This window comes from Sphingomonas koreensis (assembly GCF_002797435.1).
GTDB lineage: Bacteria > Pseudomonadota > Alphaproteobacteria > Sphingomonadales > Sphingomonadaceae > Sphingomonas > Sphingomonas koreensis.
In genome coordinates this window covers 2,946,892-2,969,130 of record NZ_PGEN01000001.1, presented here as the reverse complement: position 1 = coordinate 2,969,130, position 22,239 = coordinate 2,946,892, and the positions used below count along the sequence as shown (strand labels likewise).

Below are 22,239 nucleotides of genomic sequence, written 5' to 3'. Positions count from 1 at the left end.
AGCGCCGCAGCTTCAGGTCAAAGGCAGCCCAATCATGGCCACTTTACTCAAACCTTCTTCGCCGGCAGCCGACAACCTGACCGCACTGTTTGCGCCCGGCTCCGTCGCCGTCATCGGCGCATCAAGCGACCAGCGACGCTTCGGCGGGCGTCCGATCCAGTATCTGCTCGAAGCGGGCTTCGAAGGGCCGGTCTATCCGGTCAACCCGGGCCGTCCGGAGATTCAGGGGCTGACCGCTTATCCGTCGATTCTGGATGTGCCCGGACCCGTCGATTGCGCGATCCTCGCCATCTCCGCCGACGCGACCCAGCAGACGATCGACGATTGCATCGCACGGGGTGTGAAGAGCGCCGTGCTGTATGGCGCCGGCTTCTCCGAAACGGGCGAGGAGGGTCGCGCGCGGCAGGACCGTATCGTGGCGACAGCGCGCGAGGCGGGCATGCGGCTGCTCGGCCCGAACTGCATGGGCCTGATGAACACCCATGCCCGCTTTTACGGCACCTTCGCCTCGGCGCTGGAAGAGGGGGTTCCTGCCCCCGGCCGGATCGCCGTCGCCAGCCAGAGCGGGGGCTATGGCGGCTATCTGATGAAGCATCTGTTCCGGCGCGGCCTCGGCATCAGCCAATGGGTAACGACCGGCAACGAAGCCGATGTCGATATCGGCGACGCATTGTGGTGGATGGCGGGCCAGGACGAAAGCGACGTGCTGCTGGCCTATATCGAGGGGCTGCGCGACGCGGACAAGCTGATCGCAGCGCTCGACCGCGCCCGCCGCGCCAACAAGCCGGTCGTGATGATGAAGGTCGGTCGCACGGCCGAGGGAAGCGCCGCGGCCGCAAGCCACACGGCATCGCTGACCGGCGAGGACAGCATCTATGACGCGGTCTTCGACCAATATGGCGTCCACCGGGCGCGCACGACCGACGAACTGCTCGACATCGCCTATGCGCTGTCCAAGGGGGTGCTACCCAAGGGGCCGCGCGTCGGCGTGATCAGCATCTCCGGCGGAGTCGGGGTGCAGATCGCCGATTTCGTCAGCGACGCGAACCTGAAGATGGGCACGGTTCCTTCGGAAACCCAGACCGCGCTGAAAGCGCTGGTGCCGCATTGCTCGCCCGCCAATCCGATCGACATGACCGGGCTGGTCACCACCAACCATGACATCATGGAAAAGACGCTGGATGCGGTGTTCGCTTCCAACGCATTCGACGCGACGCTGATCTTTCTCGGCATCGCCGGTGCCGCGCCTTCGATGGCTCGTCCGTTGCAACAGGCGATTGCCAATGCCCATGCCCGCGCGCCCGACCAGCTCGTCTTCGTCTCGGTCACGACAGACGCTGAAATGGTTCGCGAATATGATGCGAAGGGACTGCTCGCGTTCGAGGACCCCTCGCGCGCCATCGCTGCGCTCTCGGCTTTGTCGAAGTTCCGCGATACCTTCGCGCAACCTGCGCCCGAGCCCTTGGCGCTGCCCGCCGCGACACCGCTCGGCGTTCACGGCAAGCTGAACGAGGCGCAAGCGAAGGCGCTGCTGGAACAGGTCGGGGTGCTATCGCCCAAGGAAGCGCTGGCGAGCGATGCGCAGGAAGCGATGCGGCTTGCCGCGAGCATAGGCTTCCCCGTCGTCGTGAAGGTGGTTTCCGCCGATATCCTGCACAAGACCGAAGTGGGGGGCGTCGCACTGGGCCTCGCGTCGGCAGAGGCGGTACATGATGCGGTCACGCGGATGGCGGATAGCATCCCGCAGCAGCTGCCGGATGCAAGGATCGACGGCTATCTGATCTCCGAAATGGTGAGCGGCGGGGTCGAGACGATCGTCGGCATCCACCAGGATGAAGCGTTCGGCCCCGTCGTCACCTTCGGCCTTGGCGGGACACTGGTCGAACTGATCAAGGACACGGTGTGCGCCCTGGCCCCGGTCAGCGAGGCGCAAGCGCTGAAGATGATCGGGAGCCTGAAGACCGCGCCGCTCCTGACCGGATGGCGCGGATCACCGCGCCACGACATCGAGGCACTGGCAAAGGCCATTTCGGGCCTGTCGATCCTCGCCGTGCAGCATCGCGACACGCTGGCGACGATCGAAGTGAACCCGCTTGTGGCCCGGCCCGGTCAAGGCGGGGTCGTCGCGCTCGACGCGGTGATCGAGACAAAGGCAGAATGATGGATTTCCAGCTTAGCGACGACCAGAAAGAACTACAGGAAACCGCAAGGAAATTTGCGCGATCCGAGCTGATGGAGCTTTCGCGTGAGATGGAGGAGAAGGCGATGCCGCTCCCCGACGCGATGCGCAAACGCTACGCCGAAATGGGCTTTCTGGGCATCAACCTGCCCGAACAATATGGCGGCCTGGGCCTCGGGCATCTCGAAGCGCTGCTGGTGCTCGAACAGTTTGCAATGATTTCGCCGGCCGTCGCATGGCCCATCTTCGAGAGCGCCACGGGTCCCGTCCGCACCGTCGAGCATTTCGCGAGCGACAAGCTCAAGGCGCGTATCCTGCCCGAGGTGATCAAGGGCGAGAAGATCGTCGCGGTCTCGATGTCCGAACCTGCAGCAGGCACCGCGCTCACCGATCTCAAGACCGCTGCCCGCTATGACGGTGACGAGATCGTCCTCACCGGCCAGAAGCGCTGGTGCTCGGGCGGCGGCCATTCGGACTATTACATCGTCTATTGCCGCTTCGATGATGAGCCGGGCGCCAAGGGCATCGGCGCGGTGCTGGTCGAGAAGGAGCGCGAAGGGATCAGCTTCGGACGCCCGGAAAGTCTGATGGGCTTTCGCGGCATCCCCTCCGCCGACATCTATCTCGATGAAGTACGCGTGTCGAAGGACAATCTGATCGTGCCCAAGGGCGGCTTCGGCAAGCTGATGACCGCGTTCAGCCTCGAACGCTGCGGCAACGCCACCATGGGCCTGGGCATCGCCGCCGCTGCGCTGGAGGAGGCGACCGAATATTCGCAGGAACGCCATCAGTTCGGCAAGCCGATCGTCGATTTCCAGGCGATCCAGCTGAAGCTCGCCGAAATGGCGATGAAGGTCGAAGCGTCACGCCTGCTGATCTATCGCGCCGCGGTGAACGCCAGCCAGGGTCTGCCCTCGATCCTCGACAGCTCACTCGCCAAATGCTTTTCGAACGAAATGGTGGTCGAGGTCGCGTCCAAGGGGCTGCAGATCATGGGCGGCTATGGCTACTCCAAGGAGTATCGCATGGAGCAGCGCGTGCGCGACAGCTACGCCTGGGGCATCGCGGGCGGCACAACCGACGTCCAGAAAACCAATATCGCATCGGCGTTGGTCGGCCGCCGCTTCAATCAGCGCGCCTGACCCTTCTTCCCGGCCAGCCAGAGAGAATGAGGAGCGGCATGGAACTGAATCTCGAAGGCAAGCGGGCGCTGGTCACCGGCAGTTCCTCGGGGATCGGCGTCGCCATCGCCGAAATGCTCGCGGCAGAAGGGGTATCGGTTGTCGTCAACGGCCGCGATTCCGCGCGCGTCGATGCGGTCGCCAAGCGTCTCGCCGATCAGGGCTATCGGGCGGCGACCGCGAGCGGCGATCTGTCCACCGCGGAGGGATGCGCCGCCGTCGCCGAAGCCGCCAACGCTGCGTTCGGAGGCATCGACATCCTCGTCAACAATGCCGGTGGCAGCGCCGTGTCGGACAGCCCCAACTGGTTCGCCTATGATACGGGTCAATGGGTCGATACCTATCAGCGCAACACGCTGGCGGCGGTTCGGCTGATTCACGCCTTCGCGCCCGAGATGAAGGAGCGCGGCTGGGGCCGGATCATCAACATCAGTACCGCCGCCGCGATCACGCCGACTTCCGGGCAAGCCGATTATGGTCCAGCCAAGGCGGCGATGCTCAACATGTCGCTCGGCCTGTCCAAGGCGCTGAAACAGACCGGTGTCACCGTCAACAGCGTCTCCCCCGGCATGATCCGCACCGAAGGCTTGATCAAGATCCTCAGAAAGATGGCGGAAAAGCGCGGCTGGGGCGACGACCTCGCCAAGGCAGAGGATTATATCGCCAAAGGCGGCGGGCAGACGGTCAATCGGATCGGCGAGGTGCGCGACATCGGTTATGCCGTCGTCATGCTCGCAAGCCCGCGGTCGGATTTCATCAACGGTATCAATTTCCATGTCGACGGGGGTCTTTCCCCGTCGCTGTCCTGAACGAGGCCCGCACCCAATGACCGGTTCGACCGCCTATCCCAATCTGTTCACGCCGCTGCGTCTGCGCGGCGTCGAACTGCCGAACCGGCTGGTGATGGCGCCGATGTCGACCGAGCTGGGCGGGCTGGAAGGCGAGGTCACGCCGGCGATGATCGCTTTCTACCGCGAGCGTGCGCTGGGCGGCATGGGTCTGATCATCGTCGAATATACCTGTGTCGATCCCGATACCGGCCGCGCGCACGAATATCAGCTGACGCTGGACGACCGGAAGAATCTCGACGGCCATCGCCGTCTGGTCCGCACCATCCATGATGCGGGTGCGAAGATCTTCATGCAAATCCAGCATTGCGGCCAATATGCCAATCGCAAGGTGCTGCCCGGCGGTATGCCGGTGGGGCCAAGCGACATCTTCTCGAAGCGCGATCCCGAACAGATGACCTGCCGCGGACTGACGTCCGAAGAGATCGCAAAGCTCGTCATATCCTTTGGCAACACCGCCGCGCTGGCCGTCGAGGCCGGCTATGACGGCGTCGAGCTGCATGGCGCGCACGGCTATCTGCTGACGCAATTCATGTCGCCGCTGGGCAACAAACGGGACGACGAGTGGGGCGGCGACGCCGAACGGCGCCTTGCCTTCCCGCTGGCAGTGATCCGCTCGGTGCGTGAGAAACTGGGTGAGCTGCCGCTGGTCTATCGGCTCTCCGCCGATGAGTTCCGGCCCGGCGGACTGACGATCGATGACATGGAAGAAATCGCACCGAGGCTGGTCGAAGCGGGTGCGGATGCGCTGCATGTCTCGATGGGCTGGGGTGTCGGCCCAGCCTTCGAAAAAGTGGTAGAACCGATGTCGATGCCCGAGGGCTGGCGCATTCCCTATGCGGCGCGCATCCGGGCTGCGACGGGCGTCCCGGTGATCGCCGTCGGACAGATCCGCTGGCCCGAGACGGGAGAACAGGCGGTCGCGAGCGGCGATGCCGATCTGATCGCGCTGGGCAGGCCCATGCTGACCGATCCCGAATGGGCGAACAAGGCGAAGGCGGGCCGCCGCGACCTGATCCGTCCATGCACCTCCTGCAACTGGTGCATCAGCCCGCATCCGGGGCGCGTCCAGGTCGGCTGCGCTGAAAATCCGCGCACAGGCACCGAACTCGATCCGCCGATTCCGGTCGATATGGGCAAGGGCAAGCGCGCTGTCGTGATCGGCGCAGGTCCGGGCGGCGCGTCGGCGGCATTGCTGTTGCAGCAATCAGGGTTCGAGACACACATCTTCGAGACCCGCGCCTTCACCGGCGGCGGCATCATCGCGTCGGCCACCCCGCCGGGCAAGGACAAGCTGTTCTGGTATTCGGATTATCTGGGCAACCGACTGGCCGAAAGCGCCGTGATCCGTCATTTCGGCAAGCGTGCGGAACTGGAGGATATCCTCGCGCTGAACCCGGATGTCGCGATCCTTGCTGCGGGCACACGCCGCATCGACCTGCCCATCGAGGGCCTGGACGATCCGATCGTGATGGATGCCTATGACCTGTTGATGCGCGAGCGCGACCTCGGGCTGACCGAAGGACAGCATGCGATCGTCTATGGCGGCGGCGAGACCGGCTGCGAGACGGCGGAATTCTGCGCGCATCACGGCGTCCATGTGACGTTGGTCAGTCGCTCCCCCGCCGACAAGCTCGCCCGCTCGGCGGAGTGGGTCTATCGGATGGGCCTGCTGCGCCGCCTGCACGAAAATCCACTCATCACGATTGTCGACAATAGTCATGTCCGCAGCGTCGGGAATCGCAAGGTGACGATCGAAACCGGCGGCGTCGCACGCGAGATCGAGGCGGATCGCCTGTTGCTCGCCCAAGGGCGCCGCTCCGCCGACGAACTGGCCGCGGCGCTGGGCGATGCCGGGATCGCCGTCAGCGTGGTCGGCGACAGCCGTCAGGTCGGGCGCATCGGTGATGCCGTGCACATGTCCTACCGCGCGGTTCAGGCGCTGAGCGCGCAATATGCGAGAATGCCGAAACTGGCCTGCTGACCCGCGGATGGCGGGCAACGGCCGACAAGGACCCGCAATCATGGGCCGGCCTTCATGTCGCAGAGGATACCCGGAATGCGGCGCCCGCGAGTTGCAGGAGAATGGTCAGCGAGTCCGAGGCAGCAAGCCGTTATAAGCCGCGGTCGGTCCGGGCGGCTGATCCCCGCCCCACGCTCATGACTATCGTACCATCAAGACGCCACCATCGACCGAGAACATCTGTCCGGTCATGAACCCGGCGCCGTCGCCGGCCAGGAATACCGCCACGGGCGCGAAATCGCGTTCGGCATCGCCGAACCTCCCGCCCAGCGGTATCGACGTCGCCAGCGAGGCGTCATGCGCAGCAAGCTGCTCAGGGGTCATCGCCGCGCGCGTCGCCAGATACATGTCGGTGCTGATCACCGGGCAGATCATATTGACCGTGATGTCATGCTTCGCCCAGGCGGTGGCGATCGATCGGCTCCATGCCATCACCGCCCCCTTCGACGCGGCATAGTCGGCCTTGATCGCCGACCCCGTCGCACCGGTAGAGGACGCGAAGTTGATGATCCGTCCGCCGCCATTGGCCTTGAGATAGGGCAGCGCGGCCTGGTTGGTCAGCATTGTCCCGCCGACATTGACGCGAAGCACGTCCATCAACTGCTCGTGGCGGATATCTTCCGCGGGCGTGGTCGGGCAGATCGCGGCCGCGTGGATCAGGCCATCAAGCCCGCCAAGCCAGTCCACGGCCTGCGCAAATGCCGGCAACACCTGATCTTGTTCGGCAACGTCCACCTTCAGGAAGTGCACCGATCCAGCCTCGCCGGTGAGGCGCTCGGCCAATGCCTCATAGCCCCTGCTGCGATAGAAGCCGGTGACTTTCGCCCCTTCGCGAACGAACGCAGCGGTGGTCGCCGCGCCCATGCCCGTCGCCGCCCCCGTGACGATGAACCGTTTGCCTGCAAGCTTCATGGCGTCCTCTCCGGCCAATAGGCGAAACAACTCCGCAGCGCGGCGATCAGCGCCAGCGGCTGGTCCGCCATGATGTGATGTCCTGCATCCGGGATGCCGATGAAGGGCGTTCCTTCGGGATAGATGCCGCGCATATAGGTGGCGATTTCGTCGCGGATCAGTTCGGACCGTTCGCCGACCACCAGCGCCAGCGGGCACTTCGCCCTGCGCGGCAAGTCGGCGAGATTCTCCCCGCTGCGGCTTTCAAGATCGCGCCAGATTTCGGGATCGAAACGCCATGTCCATCCCCCCTCCGCTTCGTGCAGGCCGCGCCGCGCGATGTGATCCACCGCATAATGCTGGTCGCCGATGGTCGGCGGCATGAAGCGGAACCGCCCGAGCGCCTCCTGCTCGCTCGCATAGACTTTGTGCGGGCGAGGCTTCGGGCGCGGCACCTCCGCCATCAGATCCTGCGGGATGATGGCGCTGTCGAGCGAGACAATGCCGCGGATGCGGGGCTCGCGCGCGCTGGCGATGAGCGCTGGATAGCCGCCCAGCGAATGCGCGACGACCATGGTGCCGGTGCCATTGTCGAGCGCAGCGGCGTCGATCGCAGCGATCGCCTCCCTGGCCCATGCGTCGAATGTGTAGCCAGGACGGCGTCCCGAACTGCCCATCCCGGTCCAGGAGATCGCCGCGCATCGCCATTCGTCGGCAAAGAAGGGCGCGGTATAGGACCACCAGTCCGCATGGGCGCTGTCGCCATGGAGGAACAGCAGACCGGGTTTGCCGACCTCACCCCATGTCAGCAGCTCGACGGGAACGCCGTCGCATTCGAAGGTCGATCGCTCGGGTAGCTGGTCTATTGCCCATCGATACCATGCAGGCGCAGGCGGCGGCGCACCGGCATAGGGGGCAAGCACTCCGGCTGGCTTCATCTGGTCCATGCCCTACCTCTTCCCGCCTGCGCGCAACGCCGCAATGTCCGGCGCATTTGATCAAGGATGTGCGGGAATAGACGGCTCGTTTGCGCTAACCCGGATCGCCGGAGAGGAGCATGCCATGGCGAAGGAAATGAAGATCGAGGGTCGCGCCGCGCTGATCATTAACGAATGCCAGCTTGGTGTCGTCGATGCGGCCTATGCCGGCTTCAGGGGGCTGGCCGACCAGGTTGCCGAGCGCGGGATCCTCGATCGTATCGCGACGCTCGCCGATGCATTCCGCGCCAGGGCGCTGCCGGTATTTCATGCCCCCGTCGTCCATCGCGACGATCTCGCCGACATCAAGCCCAATTCGCTGATCAACGCGCTGACGCTGAAGGGCGGCAAGCTCAAAAAAGGGAGCGTCGAGGCGGAATTCGTGCCGCAGTTGAAGCCGCATCCTCAGGACTTCGTGCTTGACCGGCCCGCCGGCCTGATCGCGTTCAACGGGACCAATCTGGATGCGACGCTGCGGCGCATGGACATCCAGACGGTGGTGCTCACCGGCGTCTCGACCAATATCGCCATGCCCGGCAACACCATGACCGCCGTCGATCTGGGCTATTATGTCGTGATCCCGGAAGATTGCACCGCAGGCGCCGACCCCGAGACGCATCGCGTGATCGTCACCGAACAGTTGCGCATGCTCGCGCGCATCACGACGGCGGACGAGGTGATCGCGGCGCTCGACCGCCCCTCCTAGCCGCCGATCACCTTGTTCACCGCGGTTACCGTGAACTGAAGCTCGCCACCGGCAAAGGCCTGCGCATCGACGAACACCAGGCTTCGGGTCCGGCGCGAAGCTTTAGCCCGCACCTCCAGCAACTGACCGAGCTTGGGCGCGCGAAGGAATTGGATGGTGAGGGAGATCGTTACCACGGGCGGCCCAGCCGGATCCCAGGCAGCGCCGGCGGTTCCGACTTCCGCGAGGAAGGCGATCAGGCCCCCATGTGCCATGCCCCAGCTGTTGACATGATGGTCCTCGACATAGAGCGCGACCCACTTCTCCGGCTCGCCACCGGGCACTTCGACCGTCTTGTGGAAGATGCGCCCGACATGATTCGGGAATGCGCTTGGCGACTCGGCATAGCTATACCCGTCGGGAATCAAGTCGGTCATGCGTGAGTCTCCGTCAGCCAGACCTTGTCGGCCCATTTGATCACATCGGCGGAGAAGGCCTGCGGCGCCTCCATCGCGGCGAAATGCCCGCCCATGCCCGGCTCGGTCCAGTGGACGAGATTGAAGCAGAGCTCGACCCGGCTCCTGGGCGGTGGCGGCATGAGCGCATCACCGGGGAAGGCAGCAAAGCCGGTCGGCACTTCGCAACGCTGCCCGGCAGCCACATTGATCCCTCCCTCGCGGATCAGTCCGTGATAGAACCAAAGCGACGAGGCGAAACTGTCGGTCATCATGTAGAGCATGACGTTGGTGATCAGATGGTCGAGACCGAATAGGGTCTCGAGATCGCCCTGGGACAGATCGGCCCAGTCGTGAAACCGCTCGAGTATCCACGCTGCTTGTCCCAGCGGATTGCCTGCGCCGAGCCAGCCGAGCGAGAGGGGCTTTACCATCTGCAACGCCGAATAGCCGCCGAGCATCTGCTGCGCGGCGCCGGATTTCGCCATCCAGGCGATCTCCGCCTCATTCTGCGGTGGTTCGGTGCTGCGCAGGCCCAGCATGTTGAGATGGATGCCGCGCACGCCTTCGGGATGGTTGAGACCGATCTGCGACGTCACCGTCGCCCCCCAATCGCCTCCCTGCGCAAGATAGTGGGGATAGCCCAGGACCTCGCGCATCAACCGGTTCCACAGCGCTGCCGTTCGCTTCGGCCCGATCGGCTGATCGGGTTTGCCGCTGAATGCATAGCCAGGAAGGCTCGGGATCACGAGATCGAACCCCGCGGCCGATAATGGCTCGATCACCGACCAGAATTCGTAATGCGAACCGGGCCAGCCATGGGTGAGCAACAAGGGCCGCGCATCCGCGACCGCGCTTTCGATATGGACAAAATGGATCGTCTGGCCGTCGATCTCCGCGATGAACTGCGGATAACGGTTGAGATCGCGCATGGCAGCACGCCAGTCATAGCCGTTCAGCCACCGGTCGCGGAACCGCTCCAGAAAATCCCGATCGCAACCCAGCGCCCAGCCGGAACCTTGAGGCGCCGGCGGAAGCGGACAGGCCGCCAGCCGGGCCTTCAGCGCCTCGACCTCGCGCTCGCTCCACTCAACTGCAAATGCCTTGACCATCGGTCCCTCCTTGGCCGCGGACCATCACCGCTCGGGCCGGACGAGGCAATCCCGCACCCAGCACCTATGCGATGCTTTACGCTTCAACGCTGGCCGCGACCGCCGCCGCCGGTCAGGGTGAGGGCATGGAATGCAAGACGAACAGGGTCCGGCTGCCAACAAGCGAGCTCGTCGATCGCCATATCCACCTCGAGCGCGCCAGTAATGTGCGCGACTTGGGCGGCTATGCGACACGCTTCGGCCGCACGGTCCGGTGGGGCCGGCTCTATCGTGCGGGCGAACTGGCGAAGATCACCGACGTCGATATTGCCACGCTGGAGGCGCTGGATCTTCGCCTGATCTATGATCTGCGAACGAGCATCGAGCGCGAACGGCGTCCGGCACGCAGCTGGGGACTGCAGATCCGTCGTCTCGCGCGCGATTATCGCCACAGCGGTGCAGATCTTCCCGCCCTCGCAGCCGCCGCGACACCGACCGCCGCAGACATGCGCGATGGCATGCTGGCGCTTTACCGCGCCCTCCCCTTCGATCAGGCTGATGCGTTCAAGTCGATATTTCAGGCCGCGGCAGCAGGTGAGCTTCCCCTGCTGTTCAACTGTGCCGGAGGCAAGGACCGCACCGGCGCGCTGGCTGCGCTCATGCTGGATCTGCTGGGCGTCGCCCGCGCGGACATCATGGCGGACTATCTGCTGAGTAACGTCTATCTCGATGCGGGCCGCCACCGCTTCCACAACCATGTTGCGCGCCCCGACGTCGATCCTGCGGTGTGGGAGCCGATGCTGACCGTCGATGCCGCCTATCTCGACGCGATGTTTGCCGCGATCGAGGAGACCCATGGCGATCTCGCCGGCTATTTCGGGTGGCTTGGTCTTGGCGATGCCGAAATCAACGCGATCCGCACCCATTTGCTGGAGCCTGAATGATGGAAGAACCTGTCGTCCTCGTCGAACATCGCGGGCCGATCGCGATCGTCACGCTCAATCGGCCTGACGCGTTGAACGCGATGTCGCGCGCCCTGTCCGCGCAGCTTGCAGCCGCCTTTGCCGGTCTTCCCGACGCGACACGGGTCGCGATCCTGACCGGCAAGGGACGTGCCTTTTGCGCGGGAATGGACCTCAAGGAATTGTCGAGCGGCGAGTCGGGGCTGCAAGCACCGGACGACGACCAGGGTGCGGGCCATCGCCGCTTCGGCATGGCGGCATTCGGTGGCCCGGTGATCGGCGCGATCAATGGCTTTGCGATTACGGGCGGGCTTGAGCTGGCTATGTGCTGCGATATCCGCATCGCCGCGCGCGGCGCCAAATTCGCGGATACCCATACGCGCGTGGGCGTCATTCCGGGGGGGAGAATGAGCGCATTGCTCTCTCGCCTTGTGGGCATCGGACGCGCTAAGGAAATGTCGCTCGGCGGCAATGCCATCGATGCCGAAACGGCGGAGCGTTGGGGGCTGGTCAACCGCGTCGTCGAACCGGCGGAATTGATGCAAGCCGCGCTCAAGCTGGCCGACGATATCGCAGCAAACGACCCATCCGTCATCCGCCGCTACAACGCGCTGATCGACGAGAATTTCGGACTCACCTATGCCGATGCGATCGACAATGAGCATCGCAGATCGCGCGATGCCAACCAGTCGTTCCGCAAGGAATCGCTCGACCGCGAGGCGATCGCCACAAAGGCCCGCAACGCCTAGAGCGAGCGGCCTCCATCGATATCGATGACTTGCCCGCTCACATAGGCCCCGGCCGGCGAACACAGGAACAGCGCTAGCCCGCCCATATCCCGCACGGTGCCGAGGCGTCCGGCTGGTGTCCGCGAAATCCAGTCCTCCGCCGCCTGATCGCCGAGCGGTGCATTCATCCGGGACGGAAACCAGCCGGGCGCGATGGCGTTGACGGTGATCCGGTGCCTGCCGAGCTGACGTGCCATCACGCGTGTCATCTGTTCGACCGCGGCCTTGGACGGGCCGTAGGCAACCGACCCGCCATCCTCGCCGATCATCCGCGCGCCCACCGAGCTGATATTGATGACGCGCGAGAAATCCTTGGTGCTCGCGCCAGCCTCGAGCAGCGGCAACAGCGCCTGTGTCAGCAGGAACGGCGTGCGGACGTTGAGCGCGAACACCTTGTCGAACCCCTCCAGCGGAAATGCCGGGAAGGGCGCCCCCCAGGTCGTTCCCGCATTGTTGACGAGGATGTCGATGGCGGTCTCGCGCGCGGCGATCTCGCCTGCGAGCCGGGCGATCGCATCGGGGAGCGACAGATCGGCGACGATGAAATCGCAGCCGATCTCGCCCGCTACCGCCTCAAGCGCAGCCCGCTTGCGGCCAACGATACAGGTCCGCGCGCCATTGGCGGCGAGCGCGGACGCGATCATCCGTCCCACCCCGCTCGACCCGCCGGTCACGATCGCGGTCTTGCCCGCGACCGTGAACAGCGATCCGATCGAGAGATCCATCAGGCCGATACCGGCTTCAGATTATATTTCTCGACCGGCAGGTTCTTCTCGATGTCTGCGCGGCCATCGTCGAAGGTGAGGCCAAGCTCATCGAGGATCGGCTTGAGCTGCTTTTCCGCCCAGGCCTTTTTGAGGAACGTCGTCTCGCTCGGCAAGTTGCTGCCTTCGCGCGGCTTATAGTCGCGCAGCACTTGCTTGGCGACGGCGCCGAGATGGAGCTCGGTCACGCCGTCCGCCGCTCCCTCGTGCAGCGCCACCGCGAGATACTCGCCGAAATGCATGATGTTCGACAGGCCGTGCGAGCCATGCAGATGCACCGCTCGGATCGTCACGTCTTGCGCGATCTTCGCCATCGCAGCCTTGATCGCGCTGATCATCTTGCGGCCCTCGCGGCCATGTTCCTGCTGCTGGTCGAACATCCAGGCGGTGTAGAGGACAAGCAGACGGAACTGCATATATTCGATATAGCTTTCGGCGATCATCGCCTGCACGGCCTGCTTGTTGCCGATCGGTTCCCCGCCCGACATGCGGCTGACCGCGCGCTCGGCCATCATGTCGATCAAATGCTTGACCAGCCCGATCGTGCGCTGGGCGTGATGCAGCCGCCCCCCGCCCAGCCGCGATTGCGCGACCTTGAACCCTTCGCCCACCGGTCCAAGCCGGGCGCTGTCCGGCACGCGTACCCCGTTGAAGCGGATCCAGGGGTGGCCGCCCGAATTGGGGCTGTCCGTCCAGAAGCCGATGTTGCGGACGATCTCGAAGCCCGGCGCGTCGGTCGGTACGATGAACATCGTCGCACGGCTATGCGGCGGTGCCGTCGGATCGGTGGCGGCCATCACGATCATGAAGCTGGCATGGTTGGCATTGGATGCGAACCATTTGTCTCCGGTGATCACCCAGTCGTCGCCATCGCGGACCGCGACGCAGCGCAAATTGGTCGGGTCCGACCCGCCCTGGGGCTCGGTCATCGCAAAGGTCGAAAAAATGTCTCCGTCGAGCAGCGGCTGCAGATATTGCGCTTTCTGCTCCTCGGTACCGAACATTGCGAGGATCTCGCTGTTGCCGGTGTCCGGCCCCTGGCACCCGAACACCACCGGGCCGAAGGCGGAGGTGCCGAACATCTCGTTCATATAGGTGAGCTTGACCGCGCCGCAGCCGCTTCCGCCCAGATGTTCGGGCAGATGGGCAGCCCACATGCCATTGTCCTTCACCTCCTGCTGGAGGCGTTTGATGACCTTGCGAAGCGGCTTGTTCTCGATGTCGTAGGCGGCATCCTTGTCGTAATCATAGATGAATTCGAGCGGCCGGACCTTGTTCTCGACAAAGTCCTTCATCCAGTCGAGCTTCTTCTGGAACTCGGCGTCGACGGTGAAATCCATGGCTAGTCTCCTGGAGATAAGGTGTCAGCCCCTGGCGCGGGCGATGCTTTCGGCTTCGGACAGCAAGCCGCGGACAAGTCCGTCGAAACGCCGGCCCTTTTCGGGCGCCGCGAGGCCGATCGCTGCCTCGGCGACTTTGTATTCAATGATGCAGGCCATCCGGTATTTGGCGAGGATCTGGTAATAGTCGATGGCGGACACGTCGCGCCCGGTGCGCTCCGCGAAATAATCGACTGCGTCCTCGAACCAGGGAAACCGGACGGGATCGAGATAGGGACTGGCCGGCTGCGGTCCGTTGCCGCGGCGCAATTGTCCGCAATAGGCGGCAAGATCCATCATCGGATCGCCGATGGTCGAGGTTTCCCAGTCGATGATCGCCGCGAGCCGCGCAGGCGGGCGATTGGCGAACAGCACATTGTTCATCGCATAGTCGCCATGCATCAGGCCGGGCCGGCCGGTCGTCGGCACATTCGCGCTCAGCCAGTCGGCGACATAGTCGAGGCCCGGCAACTGGCGGCTTTCGAAGCCCGGATAACGGTCGGGATAGCTTGCGAGCTGGCTGCGCCACCGCTCCACCTGGCGTTCCAGGAACTTGTCGGGTTTGCCATAGCCCTGCAGTCCGGCCGCGACATAGTCGAGGTTGGCCATCTCGACGATGCCGTCAATCATGGCATGCGCGAGATAATGCAGATCGGGGCCGGTAAAGGCGGCATTGAAGCGCATCTGGTTATCGACCGGGCTGAGATCGGCGGCCCAACCATCAACCAGATCCATGATGTAGAATGGACCGCCTGCGATCGAGGCGTCCTCGCAATAGCCGTGAAAGCGGGGGTGCGGGACCCGCGACCCGCCCAGCGCCTTCAGCACGGTCGCTTCGCGCTGGATCGCCTTCGCGCTGGCGGGGGGCGCCTGCTGGGGCGCTTTGCGCAGCACGACAGCGATATCGCCGCGGCTCAGCCGGACAACGATATTGCTGGTGCCGCCGGTCACGAAACTCGCTGTCAGCACGCCATCGCCCAGCGCGGGAACATTGGCCGTCAACCACGCGTCGAGCGCTTCGAATTGCGCGGGCGTGAATAGATCGCTCATCCGATTCCTCTCCGTTCGCACCTCGCTAGACATCTGACTAGACAAGTGTCCAGCAAACCTCATGTTCCATCGCATCCGTGATGCGATGTGCTTGCGGGTTGCGCCGGACGGTTCCGAAGCCTTGGGTCGGGATCGCAGCGACAGGAGAGAATAGTGCAGCTCCAAGGGAAGGTCGCGGTCGTGACCGCAGGCGCGAACGGAATCGGAGAGGGCGCAGCGCTCGCTTTGGCGGGCATGGGCGCCGACATCGTGCTCGGCGATATCGATGCCCACAACGGCGCGCGCGTCGCGGCAGCGATCGAAGCGATCGGCCGCCGCGCAGCCTTCCGGCCTGCCGACATGATGCAGGCCGATCAGGCGCGCGCGCTGGTGGATTTCGCAGCGGCCGAGTTCGGGCGGATCGACATTCTGGTCAACAATGCAGGCGGTGTGCGCCCGCGCGCCTTTCTCGATCAGAATGAGGGCAATTGGCAGCGGGTCACCGATCTCAACTTCACCTCCATGCTGGCCGCGACCCAGTCAGCGGCGCGGGTGATGGCGAACGGGGGCGCGATCGTGAATGTCGCCAGCACCGAAGCGTTGCGGGCGGCGCCAGGGTTCAGCGTCTATGCTGCCTGCAAGGCGGCGATGGTCGAGTTCACCAAGACGATGGCGCTGGAGCTTGCCCCGCGGGCGATTCGGGTGAACTGCATCGCGCCGGACCTGATCGATACGCCCGGCCTGCGCCCGCACATGCCCACCGATCCAGCCAGGATCGCGGCGCGCGATCGTCATGTGCCGCTGGGCCGAATGGCGACGATCCATGAAGCAGGATCGGTCATCGCCTTCCTTGCTTCCCCGGCGGCGTCCTGGGTGACCGGGGCCACCATCCCGGTGGACGGTGGCATCACGGCGGCCGGCGGATGGCATCGCTCCGAGACCGGCAACTGGCAGCTTGCGTCATGAACGAGTCCGAGCAGGCACAGGCGCGCGCGAAGATCCGGCATCTTCAAAGCGTTTACAACAGCGCTGGCGATCGCGGGAAAATCGACGAGGTGGTGGCGGTGTTTGCCGAGGATGGAGTGTTGGAGATTCCCAATGCGATCCATCGCGGACAACAGGCGATCGCGGGATTTCTGTCCGGCGTCGCCGCGACCGGGTCGGACGGGATCGATCTGCGCGGATCGCGCCATCATCTGACGACGAGCCGGGTCGAGTTCACGGACGCGGGCAACGCGCAGGGCTGGACCTATTTCTTCGTGATGCGCGCCGGCCAGGTGATCCAGGAAGGAAGCTATGTCGATCGCTTTGTCCGGGAAGCGGCCGGCTGGCGGATCGCGCATCGCCGGGTCAAGCTGCTCTGGACATTGGGAGATTAGATATGGATCTCGGCTTGGGTGACGCCTGTGTCTGCGTTTCCGGCGGCAGCGCAGGGATGGGCCGGGCGGCGGCGGAAGCCTTCGCGCGCGAGGGCGCGAAAATTGCCGTGATCGGGCGCGACGCCGGCCGCCTCGGCGAAACCGCCAGCGCGCTGCGCAAGCTGGGCAGTGCCGACGTGCTGACCGCGGTTGCCGATATCGGCGACACCGCATCGGTCGATGCCGCATTTGCGACCATCGCGGCACATTGGCCGCATCTCAACGCGCTGGTTAACGCCGCCGGACCGCAGACCTGCGGCCAGCCATGGCACGAAATCGATGACGCCCGGTGGATCGACTCGTTCAGCATCGGCGCGCTCGGCGCGATGCGGTGCGTTCGCGCCGCCCTGCCCTTGCTGCGCGCGGCGCCCTGGGCGCGGGTGGTCAACCTGTCCGCGATGTCGACCCAGCATCATTCGCGCGGGCTGGCGGACTATACCGCCGCCAAGGCCGCGCTGGTTTCGATCAGCAAGAACATGGCACTCGAGCTGGCTGGCGAGGGGATTCTGGTCAACATCATCTCGCCCGGCCCGGTCATGTCGGCCAATCTGCGTGCCTATGTTAGTTCGGGGTCGGAGGGTCGTGTCGATCCCGACGACCTCGCCGCATCGGGCCAATGGCTCAAGTCGCGGTTCGGCAGCAGCACCGACCTCGGCCGCGTGGCACATCCCGACGAGATCGCGCCCGCCATCCTGCTCGCCGCCTCGCGCATCTCCACCTTCATGACCGGCGCCAACACCAATGTCGATGGCGGCTCCCATTTCCAGTGAGGGCCAGATGAACGAACTGCAGATCGACAGGCACGACGGCGGCATCGTCATCGCCACGATCAATCGCCCGGCGCGCATGAATGCGATCGACCGCAACCTGATCGCGTCGTTCGAGGCGCTGTTCGACCGGCTGGACGCGGATCGCGAGGCCCGGGTCCTGATCCTGACCGGTGCCGGCCGCGCCTTTTGCGCCGGCGCTGACCTCAAGAGCGATTTCGTGGAAAGCGCAGGACCCGAAGAGTCGCTGGCTTCGCAGCTTCGCCTCGCCAGGCTGATGGAGCGCATCGCCAATCTGCGCCAGCCGGTGATCGCCGCAGTCAACGGCGCGGCGGCGGGCGGCGGCTTCGCCTTCACGCTTGCCGCCGATATTCGCATCGCCGGGCGCTCGGCCCATTTTTCCATCGCCAATGCCCGCCTGGGCCTCTCGGCTGGCGAGTGCGGAATTTCCTGGCTGTTGCCGCGCCTGATCGGGCTGTCGCGCGCATTCGAGCTGATGCTGACCGGCCGAAAATTCGATGCCGAGGAAGCCGAGCGGATCGGCTATGTCGTGCGGACCGTGGCGGACGATGTGTTGCTCGATACCGCGCTCGAAACGGCCCGCCTGATCGCCGCGAACGCGCCCTTTGGCGTTGCGATGACCAAGGACGTCGTCCGCCGCAACCTGGAAACCGCTTCGATGCAGGCCGCCATTGCGCTGGAAGCGCGGACCCAATTGCTGTGCGGCGGTTCGGGCGATTTTCGCGAGGCAGTCAGCGCCTTTCTCGAGAAACGGCCGCCGGACTTCACGCGGAGCGGCTGATCGTCCTCAGGGGGCAAGCGTGGCGGGAAGCTCGCCCCGATCAGGCGTGTCCGCCTGCCAACGCACCGACCCGACCGGCCGCTCGAGGAGCCTGGTCATACGAAGCTGACCATTCTCGCCATAGCGTTCGGCGATAACGCTCAGGAGCCCGAGCTCCTCGGCGGTCAGGCGGGTGCGATGGCGAAGATAGTCATGCCAGGTCGGACAGTGGAATCGTTCGATCCAGCGGCGCGCGTCTGCAATATCGCGCGCAAGCGACCAGGCGCTGGCCCCGTTGCGGCGACGGATGCGACGGATTTCCAGCATGATGTCATAGAAGCCGCGCGCATCTTCTTCGGGCACGATATGCACGACCTGGATGGCGATCGGGCCGCTGCGCCCGGTTAGCGCGAGGTCGATCTCGGGGTCGGCCGGATCGTATCGGGCGGCGGCAGGATTAGGGATATCCGCAGGCGATTTCATCAAGCGCCCGGCAATCGAGAAGGCCATCAACGCGACACCCGATGCGATCATCGCCGCCGTCAGCGACGATTCCTCCACGACATAGCCCCACACCCAGCTGCCGAGCGCGAAACCTCCCGCCGCCGTCGCCTGAAAGCCTGCGAGCGCCCGTCCCGAGACCCAGCGCGGCGCGCCCGTCTGAACCGCGACATTCAGCGTGGTCAGTGCCTGCGTCCAGACGGCCCCCAGGAAGATCAGGATCGGCGCGGCTAGCCAAAGCGACCCGGCAAAGGCCAGGGCAATGATCGCCGCCGCCGTCAGGGCAACGCCATTCTCGGTCGGGCTGTGTCCGAGCATGCTGCGCAGCCGCTGCAGGAACACGCCACCGATCACTGCACCGCCGCCATAGCAGGCGAGCAGCAGGCCAAAGACGAGCGGGCCGCCCTGCAGATGGAGCTTCGAGACCAACGGGAGCAATCCCGCGACCGACGACGCCCCTGCGCAATAGAGAAAACTGCGCACGATCACCGCGCGCATCGCCCCCGAATGTCCAATATACTGGATCCCCGAGACGATCGCTCCGCCCACACGCTCCGGCGGCAGGCGCGGCGTGTCCGGCACGCGGCGCCAGCGCCAGAAGGCAGTGATCATCGGCACGTAGAGTAGCACCGATGCCGCGAATGCAGCTGCCGCGCCGATGGCGGCGACGATCGCGCCGCCCAGCGCCGGCCCGAAGCTGCGCGCGATGTTGAAGCTGATCGCGTTGAGGGCGACCGCGCGCGGCAGGTCCTCGGCCGGCACCTGTTCGGAGACTGCCGACTGCCAGGAGGGCGTGAACATGGTGTTGAAGATGCCGACCAGAAAACACAGCGCCAGCAACAGCCAGGGCGTGAGCAGGCCCGATAGGGCCACGCCAAGGAGCAGCAGGTTGGACAAGGCGGCGCCGCCCATCGCAAGGATGGCCACCCTGCGCCGGTCATAGCTGTCGGCGATCGCGCCCGCCGGCATTGCCAGGAACAGAAACGGCAGCATCAGCGCGGACTGGACCAGCGCCACCATCTGCGCGCTGTCCGTCAGCAGCGTCATCGCCCAGGCCGCACCGACGCCGGTGATCAGCAGCGCCAGGTTCGACATCAGGCTCGCGAGCCATATCTCGCGAAAATTACGATGGACGAGCGGCTGGAAGGCGCCGCTGTCCTTTCTGGCGCCATCAGCTTCTTCGTTCACCGCGTCGCCGCCATGCTGCGTCCGCATCCGCGGCAAGCGGCGCCGAGCGGCGCATCATCCAAGAACGGCCTCGCCGTCACCCAGCAGATCCAGTGTGTGCATGAATCGATGCCCCGCCATCGTCTGTGCGCAGGTCCAGCCCAGCTCGACAATCTCCGCGACCGAAAACGCCTCGGCCAATTCGACATAGGTCGCCGGCGTGATCGCATCGGGTTCGGTACACAGACGCACCAGGAACTGGAGCGCGAGACGTTCACGCCGCGAATAGCTGCCGGCGTCGGGATCGATCAGGCACGCGACGTCGCTTTCGGCAACGTCCGTCTCCTTGCGCGATTGCGAGCAGGGTCTGCATCCGTTGAGCTGGGCGCTGCGGATGCGAAGCAGCTCGCGTAGCCGGTCATCCAGCAGCGACCGGCGGAACATCGCCTTGTACCCCTCGTCCATCGCGCGCAACGCGGCGGGCGCACGCGCCATGACCTGAAGCGGTAGCGTCTGGCTGTACATGCCCGTCGCCCGACCGGCGGCGATCCGCGCGCGGCTCTCGGCATCGATCTCTTCCATCGGCAACGGGGCGATCACCGGCATCGTGTCACTCCGTCCATGCGAAGTTGGTGGTACGCAGCTGGCTGTGAAGGCCGGTATCCTGCACGACATAGCTCAGCATCATCTTGTCTCCCCGGTTGTGGTGCGAATGCACCGCGCCGGGCGGAGTGACGAACAGCGTATCGGGCGCCCAGTCGATGCGCTCGCCATCGACCATCGAATAGACGCCCTCGCCCTGGATGCTCAGCGTCAGGGCAACCGAGCTGTGACGATGCGGCCGCTGGTCGCCGCCGGGCTCCAGTGTGTTGAGCGCGGAGAGCAGGGTCGGCGTGGTGACACGGCGACTCGCCATCATCGCGGTGAGGAACACGACGGACTTGCCCGCCGCACGCTGTTCGCTGTTGCGGCCATGGACGTTGTGGAGATGCTGTGCGGCGATCTCGCCGGGAAACAGCGTCGGCTCGATCGCGGCGCCGCCCGGCGCGGCCCGCAGATAGGCGAGCTCGGGCTCGTTGGTCACCTGCAGCAGGATCGCATCCTGCATTGCCAGATGCTCGACCGGCTCACCGCCGGGCAGGCAGAATGCATCGCCGCGCTTCCACGCAAATGATTCGGCCCGGCACACCGTCTCTCCCGCGCCGCGCATGACGTAGAAGACCTCGCCGGTCGAGCAGTGCTGATGCTGCAGCGTCTCGCCCGCACGGATCACGACATAACGGGCGAGCATGGTCGGCGTGGTCGCGGGCCAGGGGCTGCCCAGCTGCTCGGACAGGTCGCACGGGATCGAAACGGTCGCTGCATCGGCGGCGAACGCGCGATCGCGCTCCGCGCGGAACGCCGCGGCCGGCACCTTGGGCACGGGGCGGTCGAAGGCGATTTCGGGCGCATAGAATTCAGCGCGCGCAGCGGCCCTGTCAGGCCGTGCCATAGACGACATATTCGCCATGTTCCTCCTCCTTCACCGGCAGCAGCGTCACCCCGCCGGAGATCAGTTGTTCGAGTGCATCCAGCCCGGCCTGAGCCAGCGGCCGCCAATAGGCGCGTTCGCCCGCCGGCATGGCCTCGATCGCCAGGTCGACATCCTTCACCAATACCCCTCGCACATGATGCGCGCGCTTTGGCACATGCAGCCGCGCGATCAGATCGATGGCAAAGCTGCGCCCGGTTCCCACCATCAGCGCCTGGCGCAGCGCCGCGGGCTCGACTCCCACCTTCCGGCCGAGCGCGAGCGCGTGGAATGCCTGGCCGATATTGACCACGGCCATCAGGTTGTTGACCAGCTTCGCATTCATCGCGGCACCGACATCCCCCATGCGGATGATCGTTCCGGCGTAGCTCTCGAGCACCGGCATCGTCCGTGCGATCGCGCCGGCATCGCCTCCCGTCATCACCAGCAATTTGCGCGCGAGTGCGGCATGGCCTGATCCCGACACCGGCATATCGAGCAAGGTGGCACCCCGGGCGGAAACCATTCGCGCCAGCTCGACGCAGGTTTTCGGGTTGATGGTCGAATGGATCGCGACCAGGCTTCGCTTGCGCAGAGCTGCGATCATGCCACGATCGATCAGCAGTTCACGCACATCGGCATCCCCGGTCACGCACAGGCAGACCAGTTCGCAGGCTGACGCCAGCGCCGCAGGATCTGCCGCAACCCCTGCCCCGCGCGCCACGAACCGCTCGATCGCGGACGCACGCCGTGCCCAAAGAGTGACGGGAAAGCCCGCATCCACGATCATGCGCGCCATCGGGCCGCCCTGATCGCCCAGGCCGATGAATCCGACCCGCATCG

General features: G+C 65.2%; 22 protein-coding genes. 11 read left to right on the top strand and 11 right to left on the bottom strand.

The window, feature by feature from the left end; genetic code table 11:
• The first annotated feature begins 34 nt into the window (after positions 1 to 34).
• From BDW16_RS14110 to BDW16_RS14095, 4 genes are read left to right on the top strand one after another with little or no spacing between them, the layout of a single operon-like run.
• Positions 35 to 2,161 (top strand): acetate--CoA ligase family protein, encoded by a 2,127-nt coding sequence (locus BDW16_RS14110; RefSeq protein WP_125958866.1) that lies wholly within the window; start codon positions 35 to 37, stop codon positions 2,159 to 2,161.
• Positions 2,158 to 3,321: an acyl-CoA dehydrogenase family protein gene (locus tag BDW16_RS14105; protein WP_338417956.1), complete on the top strand. Its 1,164-nt coding sequence runs from the start codon at positions 2,158 to 2,160 to the stop codon at positions 3,319 to 3,321. Before BDW16_RS14110 ends, BDW16_RS14105 begins: the two co-directional genes overlap by 4 nt.
• Positions 3,322 to 3,359: 38 nt before the next feature.
• Positions 3,360 to 4,169 (top strand): SDR family NAD(P)-dependent oxidoreductase, encoded by an 810-nt coding sequence (locus BDW16_RS14100; RefSeq protein ID WP_066580742.1) that lies wholly within the window; start codon positions 3,360 to 3,362, stop codon positions 4,167 to 4,169.
• Positions 4,170 to 4,185: 16 nt separating this feature from the next.
• Entirely contained in the window at positions 4,186 to 6,192 is a 2,007-nt protein-coding gene (locus tag BDW16_RS14095; protein WP_066580741.1) for an oxidoreductase, read from the top strand.
• Between the two features lie 180 nt (positions 6,193 to 6,372).
• Here BDW16_RS14095 and BDW16_RS14090 read toward each other — a convergent pair whose 3' ends face one another.
• Both BDW16_RS14090 and BDW16_RS14085 read right to left on the bottom strand, forming a co-directional pair.
• Positions 6,373 to 7,143, bottom strand: coding sequence for an SDR family NAD(P)-dependent oxidoreductase (locus BDW16_RS14090; RefSeq protein ID WP_066580739.1), 771 nt, complete (start codon positions 7,141 to 7,143; stop codon positions 6,373 to 6,375).
• Entirely contained in the window at positions 7,140 to 8,069 is a 930-nt protein-coding gene (locus tag BDW16_RS14085) for an alpha/beta fold hydrolase (protein WP_066580737.1), read from the bottom strand. Before BDW16_RS14085 ends, BDW16_RS14090 begins: the two co-directional genes overlap by 4 nt.
• Before the next feature lie 115 nt (positions 8,070 to 8,184).
• Between BDW16_RS14085 and BDW16_RS14080 the strand changes: the two genes are divergently transcribed.
• Positions 8,185 to 8,805 carry a cysteine hydrolase family protein gene (locus BDW16_RS14080; RefSeq protein WP_198585796.1) on the top strand — a complete coding sequence of 207 codons (621 nt, stop codon included), beginning with the start codon at positions 8,185 to 8,187 and terminating at the stop codon, positions 8,803 to 8,805.
• Here the strand turns inward: BDW16_RS14080 and BDW16_RS14075 are convergent.
• Together BDW16_RS14075 and BDW16_RS14070 are read right to left on the bottom strand one after the other, a co-directional pair.
• Positions 8,802 to 9,221, bottom strand: a complete 420-nt coding sequence (locus BDW16_RS14075) for a PaaI family thioesterase (RefSeq protein WP_066580735.1) — start codon at positions 9,219 to 9,221, stop codon at positions 8,802 to 8,804. The genes BDW16_RS14080 and BDW16_RS14075 overlap by 4 nt on opposite strands.
• The gene (locus BDW16_RS14070; protein ID WP_066580733.1) at positions 9,218 to 10,351 is read right to left on the bottom strand and encodes an epoxide hydrolase family protein; all 1,134 of its coding nucleotides are present in this window, start codon (positions 10,349 to 10,351) and stop codon (positions 9,218 to 9,220) included. Before BDW16_RS14070 ends, BDW16_RS14075 begins: the two co-directional genes overlap by 4 nt.
• Before the next feature lie 125 nt (positions 10,352 to 10,476).
• Between BDW16_RS14070 and BDW16_RS14065 the strand changes: the two genes are divergently transcribed.
• Positions 10,477 to 11,274, top strand: a complete 798-nt coding sequence (locus BDW16_RS14065) for a tyrosine-protein phosphatase (protein WP_157926348.1) — start codon at positions 10,477 to 10,479, stop codon at positions 11,272 to 11,274.
• A complete protein-coding gene (locus BDW16_RS14060; protein ID WP_241230599.1) occupies positions 11,271 to 12,041 on the top strand; it encodes an enoyl-CoA hydratase in 771 nt (256 codons plus the stop codon). The genes BDW16_RS14065 and BDW16_RS14060 overlap by 4 nt, the downstream gene beginning before the upstream one ends.
• Here the strand turns inward: BDW16_RS14060 and BDW16_RS14055 are convergent.
• Genes BDW16_RS14055 through BDW16_RS14045 form a run of 3 tightly spaced genes read right to left on the bottom strand, consistent with a single transcriptional unit; the run spans position 12,038 to position 15,273 of the window.
• Positions 12,038 to 12,805, bottom strand: a complete 768-nt coding sequence (locus BDW16_RS14055) for an SDR family oxidoreductase (protein ID WP_066580727.1) — start codon at positions 12,803 to 12,805, stop codon at positions 12,038 to 12,040. The two genes, BDW16_RS14060 and BDW16_RS14055, sit on opposite strands and share 4 nt — an antisense overlap.
• Positions 12,805 to 14,184, bottom strand: coding sequence for an acyl-CoA dehydrogenase family protein (locus BDW16_RS14050; protein ID WP_066580725.1), 1,380 nt, complete (start codon positions 14,182 to 14,184; stop codon positions 12,805 to 12,807). Before BDW16_RS14050 ends, BDW16_RS14055 begins: the two co-directional genes overlap by 1 nt.
• A 24-nt stretch (positions 14,185 to 14,208) precedes the next feature.
• The gene (locus tag BDW16_RS14045; RefSeq protein WP_066580723.1) at positions 14,209 to 15,273 is read right to left on the bottom strand and encodes a phosphotransferase family protein; all 1,065 of its coding nucleotides are present in this window, start codon (positions 15,271 to 15,273) and stop codon (positions 14,209 to 14,211) included.
• A gap of 153 nt (positions 15,274 to 15,426) precedes the next feature.
• On the opposite strand from BDW16_RS14045, the gene BDW16_RS14040 reads away from it, so the two are divergent.
• From BDW16_RS14040 to BDW16_RS14025, 4 genes are read left to right on the top strand one after another with little or no spacing between them, the layout of a single operon-like run.
• The gene (locus BDW16_RS14040; RefSeq protein ID WP_241230600.1) at positions 15,427 to 16,218 is read left to right on the top strand and encodes an SDR family NAD(P)-dependent oxidoreductase; all 792 of its coding nucleotides are present in this window, start codon (positions 15,427 to 15,429) and stop codon (positions 16,216 to 16,218) included.
• Positions 16,215 to 16,631 carry a nuclear transport factor 2 family protein gene (locus BDW16_RS14035; RefSeq protein WP_066580722.1) on the top strand — a complete coding sequence of 139 codons (417 nt, stop codon included), beginning with the start codon at positions 16,215 to 16,217 and terminating at the stop codon, positions 16,629 to 16,631. The genes BDW16_RS14040 and BDW16_RS14035 overlap by 4 nt, the downstream gene beginning before the upstream one ends.
• A 2-nt stretch (positions 16,632 to 16,633) precedes the next feature.
• Positions 16,634 to 17,440, top strand: coding sequence for an SDR family NAD(P)-dependent oxidoreductase (locus BDW16_RS14030; protein WP_066580719.1), 807 nt, complete (start codon positions 16,634 to 16,636; stop codon positions 17,438 to 17,440).
• 7 nt (positions 17,441 to 17,447) lie between these two features.
• A complete protein-coding gene (locus tag BDW16_RS14025; RefSeq protein ID WP_066580718.1) occupies positions 17,448 to 18,239 on the top strand; it encodes an enoyl-CoA hydratase/isomerase family protein in 792 nt (263 codons plus the stop codon).
• 6 nt (positions 18,240 to 18,245) lie between these two features.
• Here BDW16_RS14025 and BDW16_RS14020 read toward each other — a convergent pair whose 3' ends face one another.
• Genes BDW16_RS14020 through BDW16_RS14005 form a run of 4 tightly spaced genes read right to left on the bottom strand, consistent with a single transcriptional unit; the run spans position 18,246 to position 22,237 of the window.
• A complete protein-coding gene (locus tag BDW16_RS14020; RefSeq protein ID WP_066580753.1) occupies positions 18,246 to 19,907 on the bottom strand; it encodes an MFS transporter in 1,662 nt (553 codons plus the stop codon).
• 54 nt (positions 19,908 to 19,961) lie between these two features.
• The gene (locus BDW16_RS14015; protein ID WP_066580716.1) at positions 19,962 to 20,492 is read right to left on the bottom strand and encodes a carboxymuconolactone decarboxylase family protein; all 531 of its coding nucleotides are present in this window, start codon (positions 20,490 to 20,492) and stop codon (positions 19,962 to 19,964) included.
• A gap of 4 nt (positions 20,493 to 20,496) precedes the next feature.
• The gene (locus BDW16_RS14010) at positions 20,497 to 21,396 is read right to left on the bottom strand and encodes a cupin domain-containing protein (protein ID WP_083954405.1); all 900 of its coding nucleotides are present in this window, start codon (positions 21,394 to 21,396) and stop codon (positions 20,497 to 20,499) included.
• Positions 21,365 to 22,237 carry an NAD(P)-dependent oxidoreductase gene (locus tag BDW16_RS14005; protein WP_066580713.1) on the bottom strand — a complete coding sequence of 291 codons (873 nt, stop codon included), beginning with the start codon at positions 22,235 to 22,237 and terminating at the stop codon, positions 21,365 to 21,367. Before BDW16_RS14005 ends, BDW16_RS14010 begins: the two co-directional genes overlap by 32 nt.
• Positions 22,238 to 22,239: the final 2 nt, after the last annotated feature.

Excerpts from the sequence above, each read along its gene's own strand:
- BDW16_RS14015 (WP_066580716.1), bottom strand. The coding sequence starts at position 20,492 with ATGCCGGTGATCGCCCCGTTGCCGATGGAAGAGATCGATGCCGAGAGC.
- BDW16_RS14050 (WP_066580725.1), bottom strand. The coding sequence starts at position 14,184 with ATGGATTTCACCGTCGACGCCGAGTTCCAGAAGAAGCTCGACTGGATG.
- BDW16_RS14025 (WP_066580718.1), top strand. The coding sequence starts at position 17,448 with ATGAACGAACTGCAGATCGACAGGCACGACGGCGGCATCGTCATCGCC.
- BDW16_RS14035 (WP_066580722.1), top strand. The coding sequence starts at position 16,215 with ATGAACGAGTCCGAGCAGGCACAGGCGCGCGCGAAGATCCGGCATCTT.
- BDW16_RS14055 (WP_066580727.1), bottom strand. The coding sequence starts at position 12,805 with ATGGATCTCTCGATCGGATCGCTGTTCACGGTCGCGGGCAAGACCGCG.
- BDW16_RS14070 (WP_066580733.1), bottom strand. The coding sequence starts at position 10,351 with ATGGTCAAGGCATTTGCAGTTGAGTGGAGCGAGCGCGAGGTCGAGGCG.
- BDW16_RS14030 (WP_066580719.1), top strand. The coding sequence starts at position 16,634 with ATGGATCTCGGCTTGGGTGACGCCTGTGTCTGCGTTTCCGGCGGCAGC.
- BDW16_RS14075 (WP_066580735.1), bottom strand. The coding sequence starts at position 9,221 with ATGACCGACTTGATTCCCGACGGGTATAGCTATGCCGAGTCGCCAAGC.
- BDW16_RS14005 (WP_066580713.1), bottom strand. The coding sequence starts at position 22,237 with ATGCGGGTCGGATTCATCGGCCTGGGCGATCAGGGCGGCCCGATGGCG.
- BDW16_RS14095 (WP_066580741.1), top strand. The coding sequence starts at position 4,186 with ATGACCGGTTCGACCGCCTATCCCAATCTGTTCACGCCGCTGCGTCTG.
- BDW16_RS14105 (WP_338417956.1), top strand. The coding sequence starts at position 2,158 with ATGATGGATTTCCAGCTTAGCGACGACCAGAAAGAACTACAGGAAACC.
- BDW16_RS14065 (WP_157926348.1), top strand. The coding sequence starts at position 10,477 with ATGGAATGCAAGACGAACAGGGTCCGGCTGCCAACAAGCGAGCTCGTC.
- BDW16_RS14080 (WP_198585796.1), top strand. The coding sequence starts at position 8,185 with ATGGCGAAGGAAATGAAGATCGAGGGTCGCGCCGCGCTGATCATTAAC.
- BDW16_RS14085 (WP_066580737.1), bottom strand. The coding sequence starts at position 8,069 with ATGGACCAGATGAAGCCAGCCGGAGTGCTTGCCCCCTATGCCGGTGCG.
- BDW16_RS14045 (WP_066580723.1), bottom strand. The coding sequence starts at position 15,273 with ATGAGCGATCTATTCACGCCCGCGCAATTCGAAGCGCTCGACGCGTGG.
- BDW16_RS14090 (WP_066580739.1), bottom strand. The coding sequence starts at position 7,143 with ATGAAGCTTGCAGGCAAACGGTTCATCGTCACGGGGGCGGCGACGGGC.
- BDW16_RS14010 (WP_083954405.1), bottom strand. The coding sequence starts at position 21,396 with ATGGCGAATATGTCGTCTATGGCACGGCCTGACAGGGCCGCTGCGCGC.
- BDW16_RS14100 (WP_066580742.1), top strand. The coding sequence starts at position 3,360 with ATGGAACTGAATCTCGAAGGCAAGCGGGCGCTGGTCACCGGCAGTTCC.
- BDW16_RS14060 (WP_241230599.1), top strand. The coding sequence starts at position 11,271 with ATGATGGAAGAACCTGTCGTCCTCGTCGAACATCGCGGGCCGATCGCG.
- BDW16_RS14110 (WP_125958866.1), top strand. The coding sequence starts at position 35 with ATGGCCACTTTACTCAAACCTTCTTCGCCGGCAGCCGACAACCTGACC.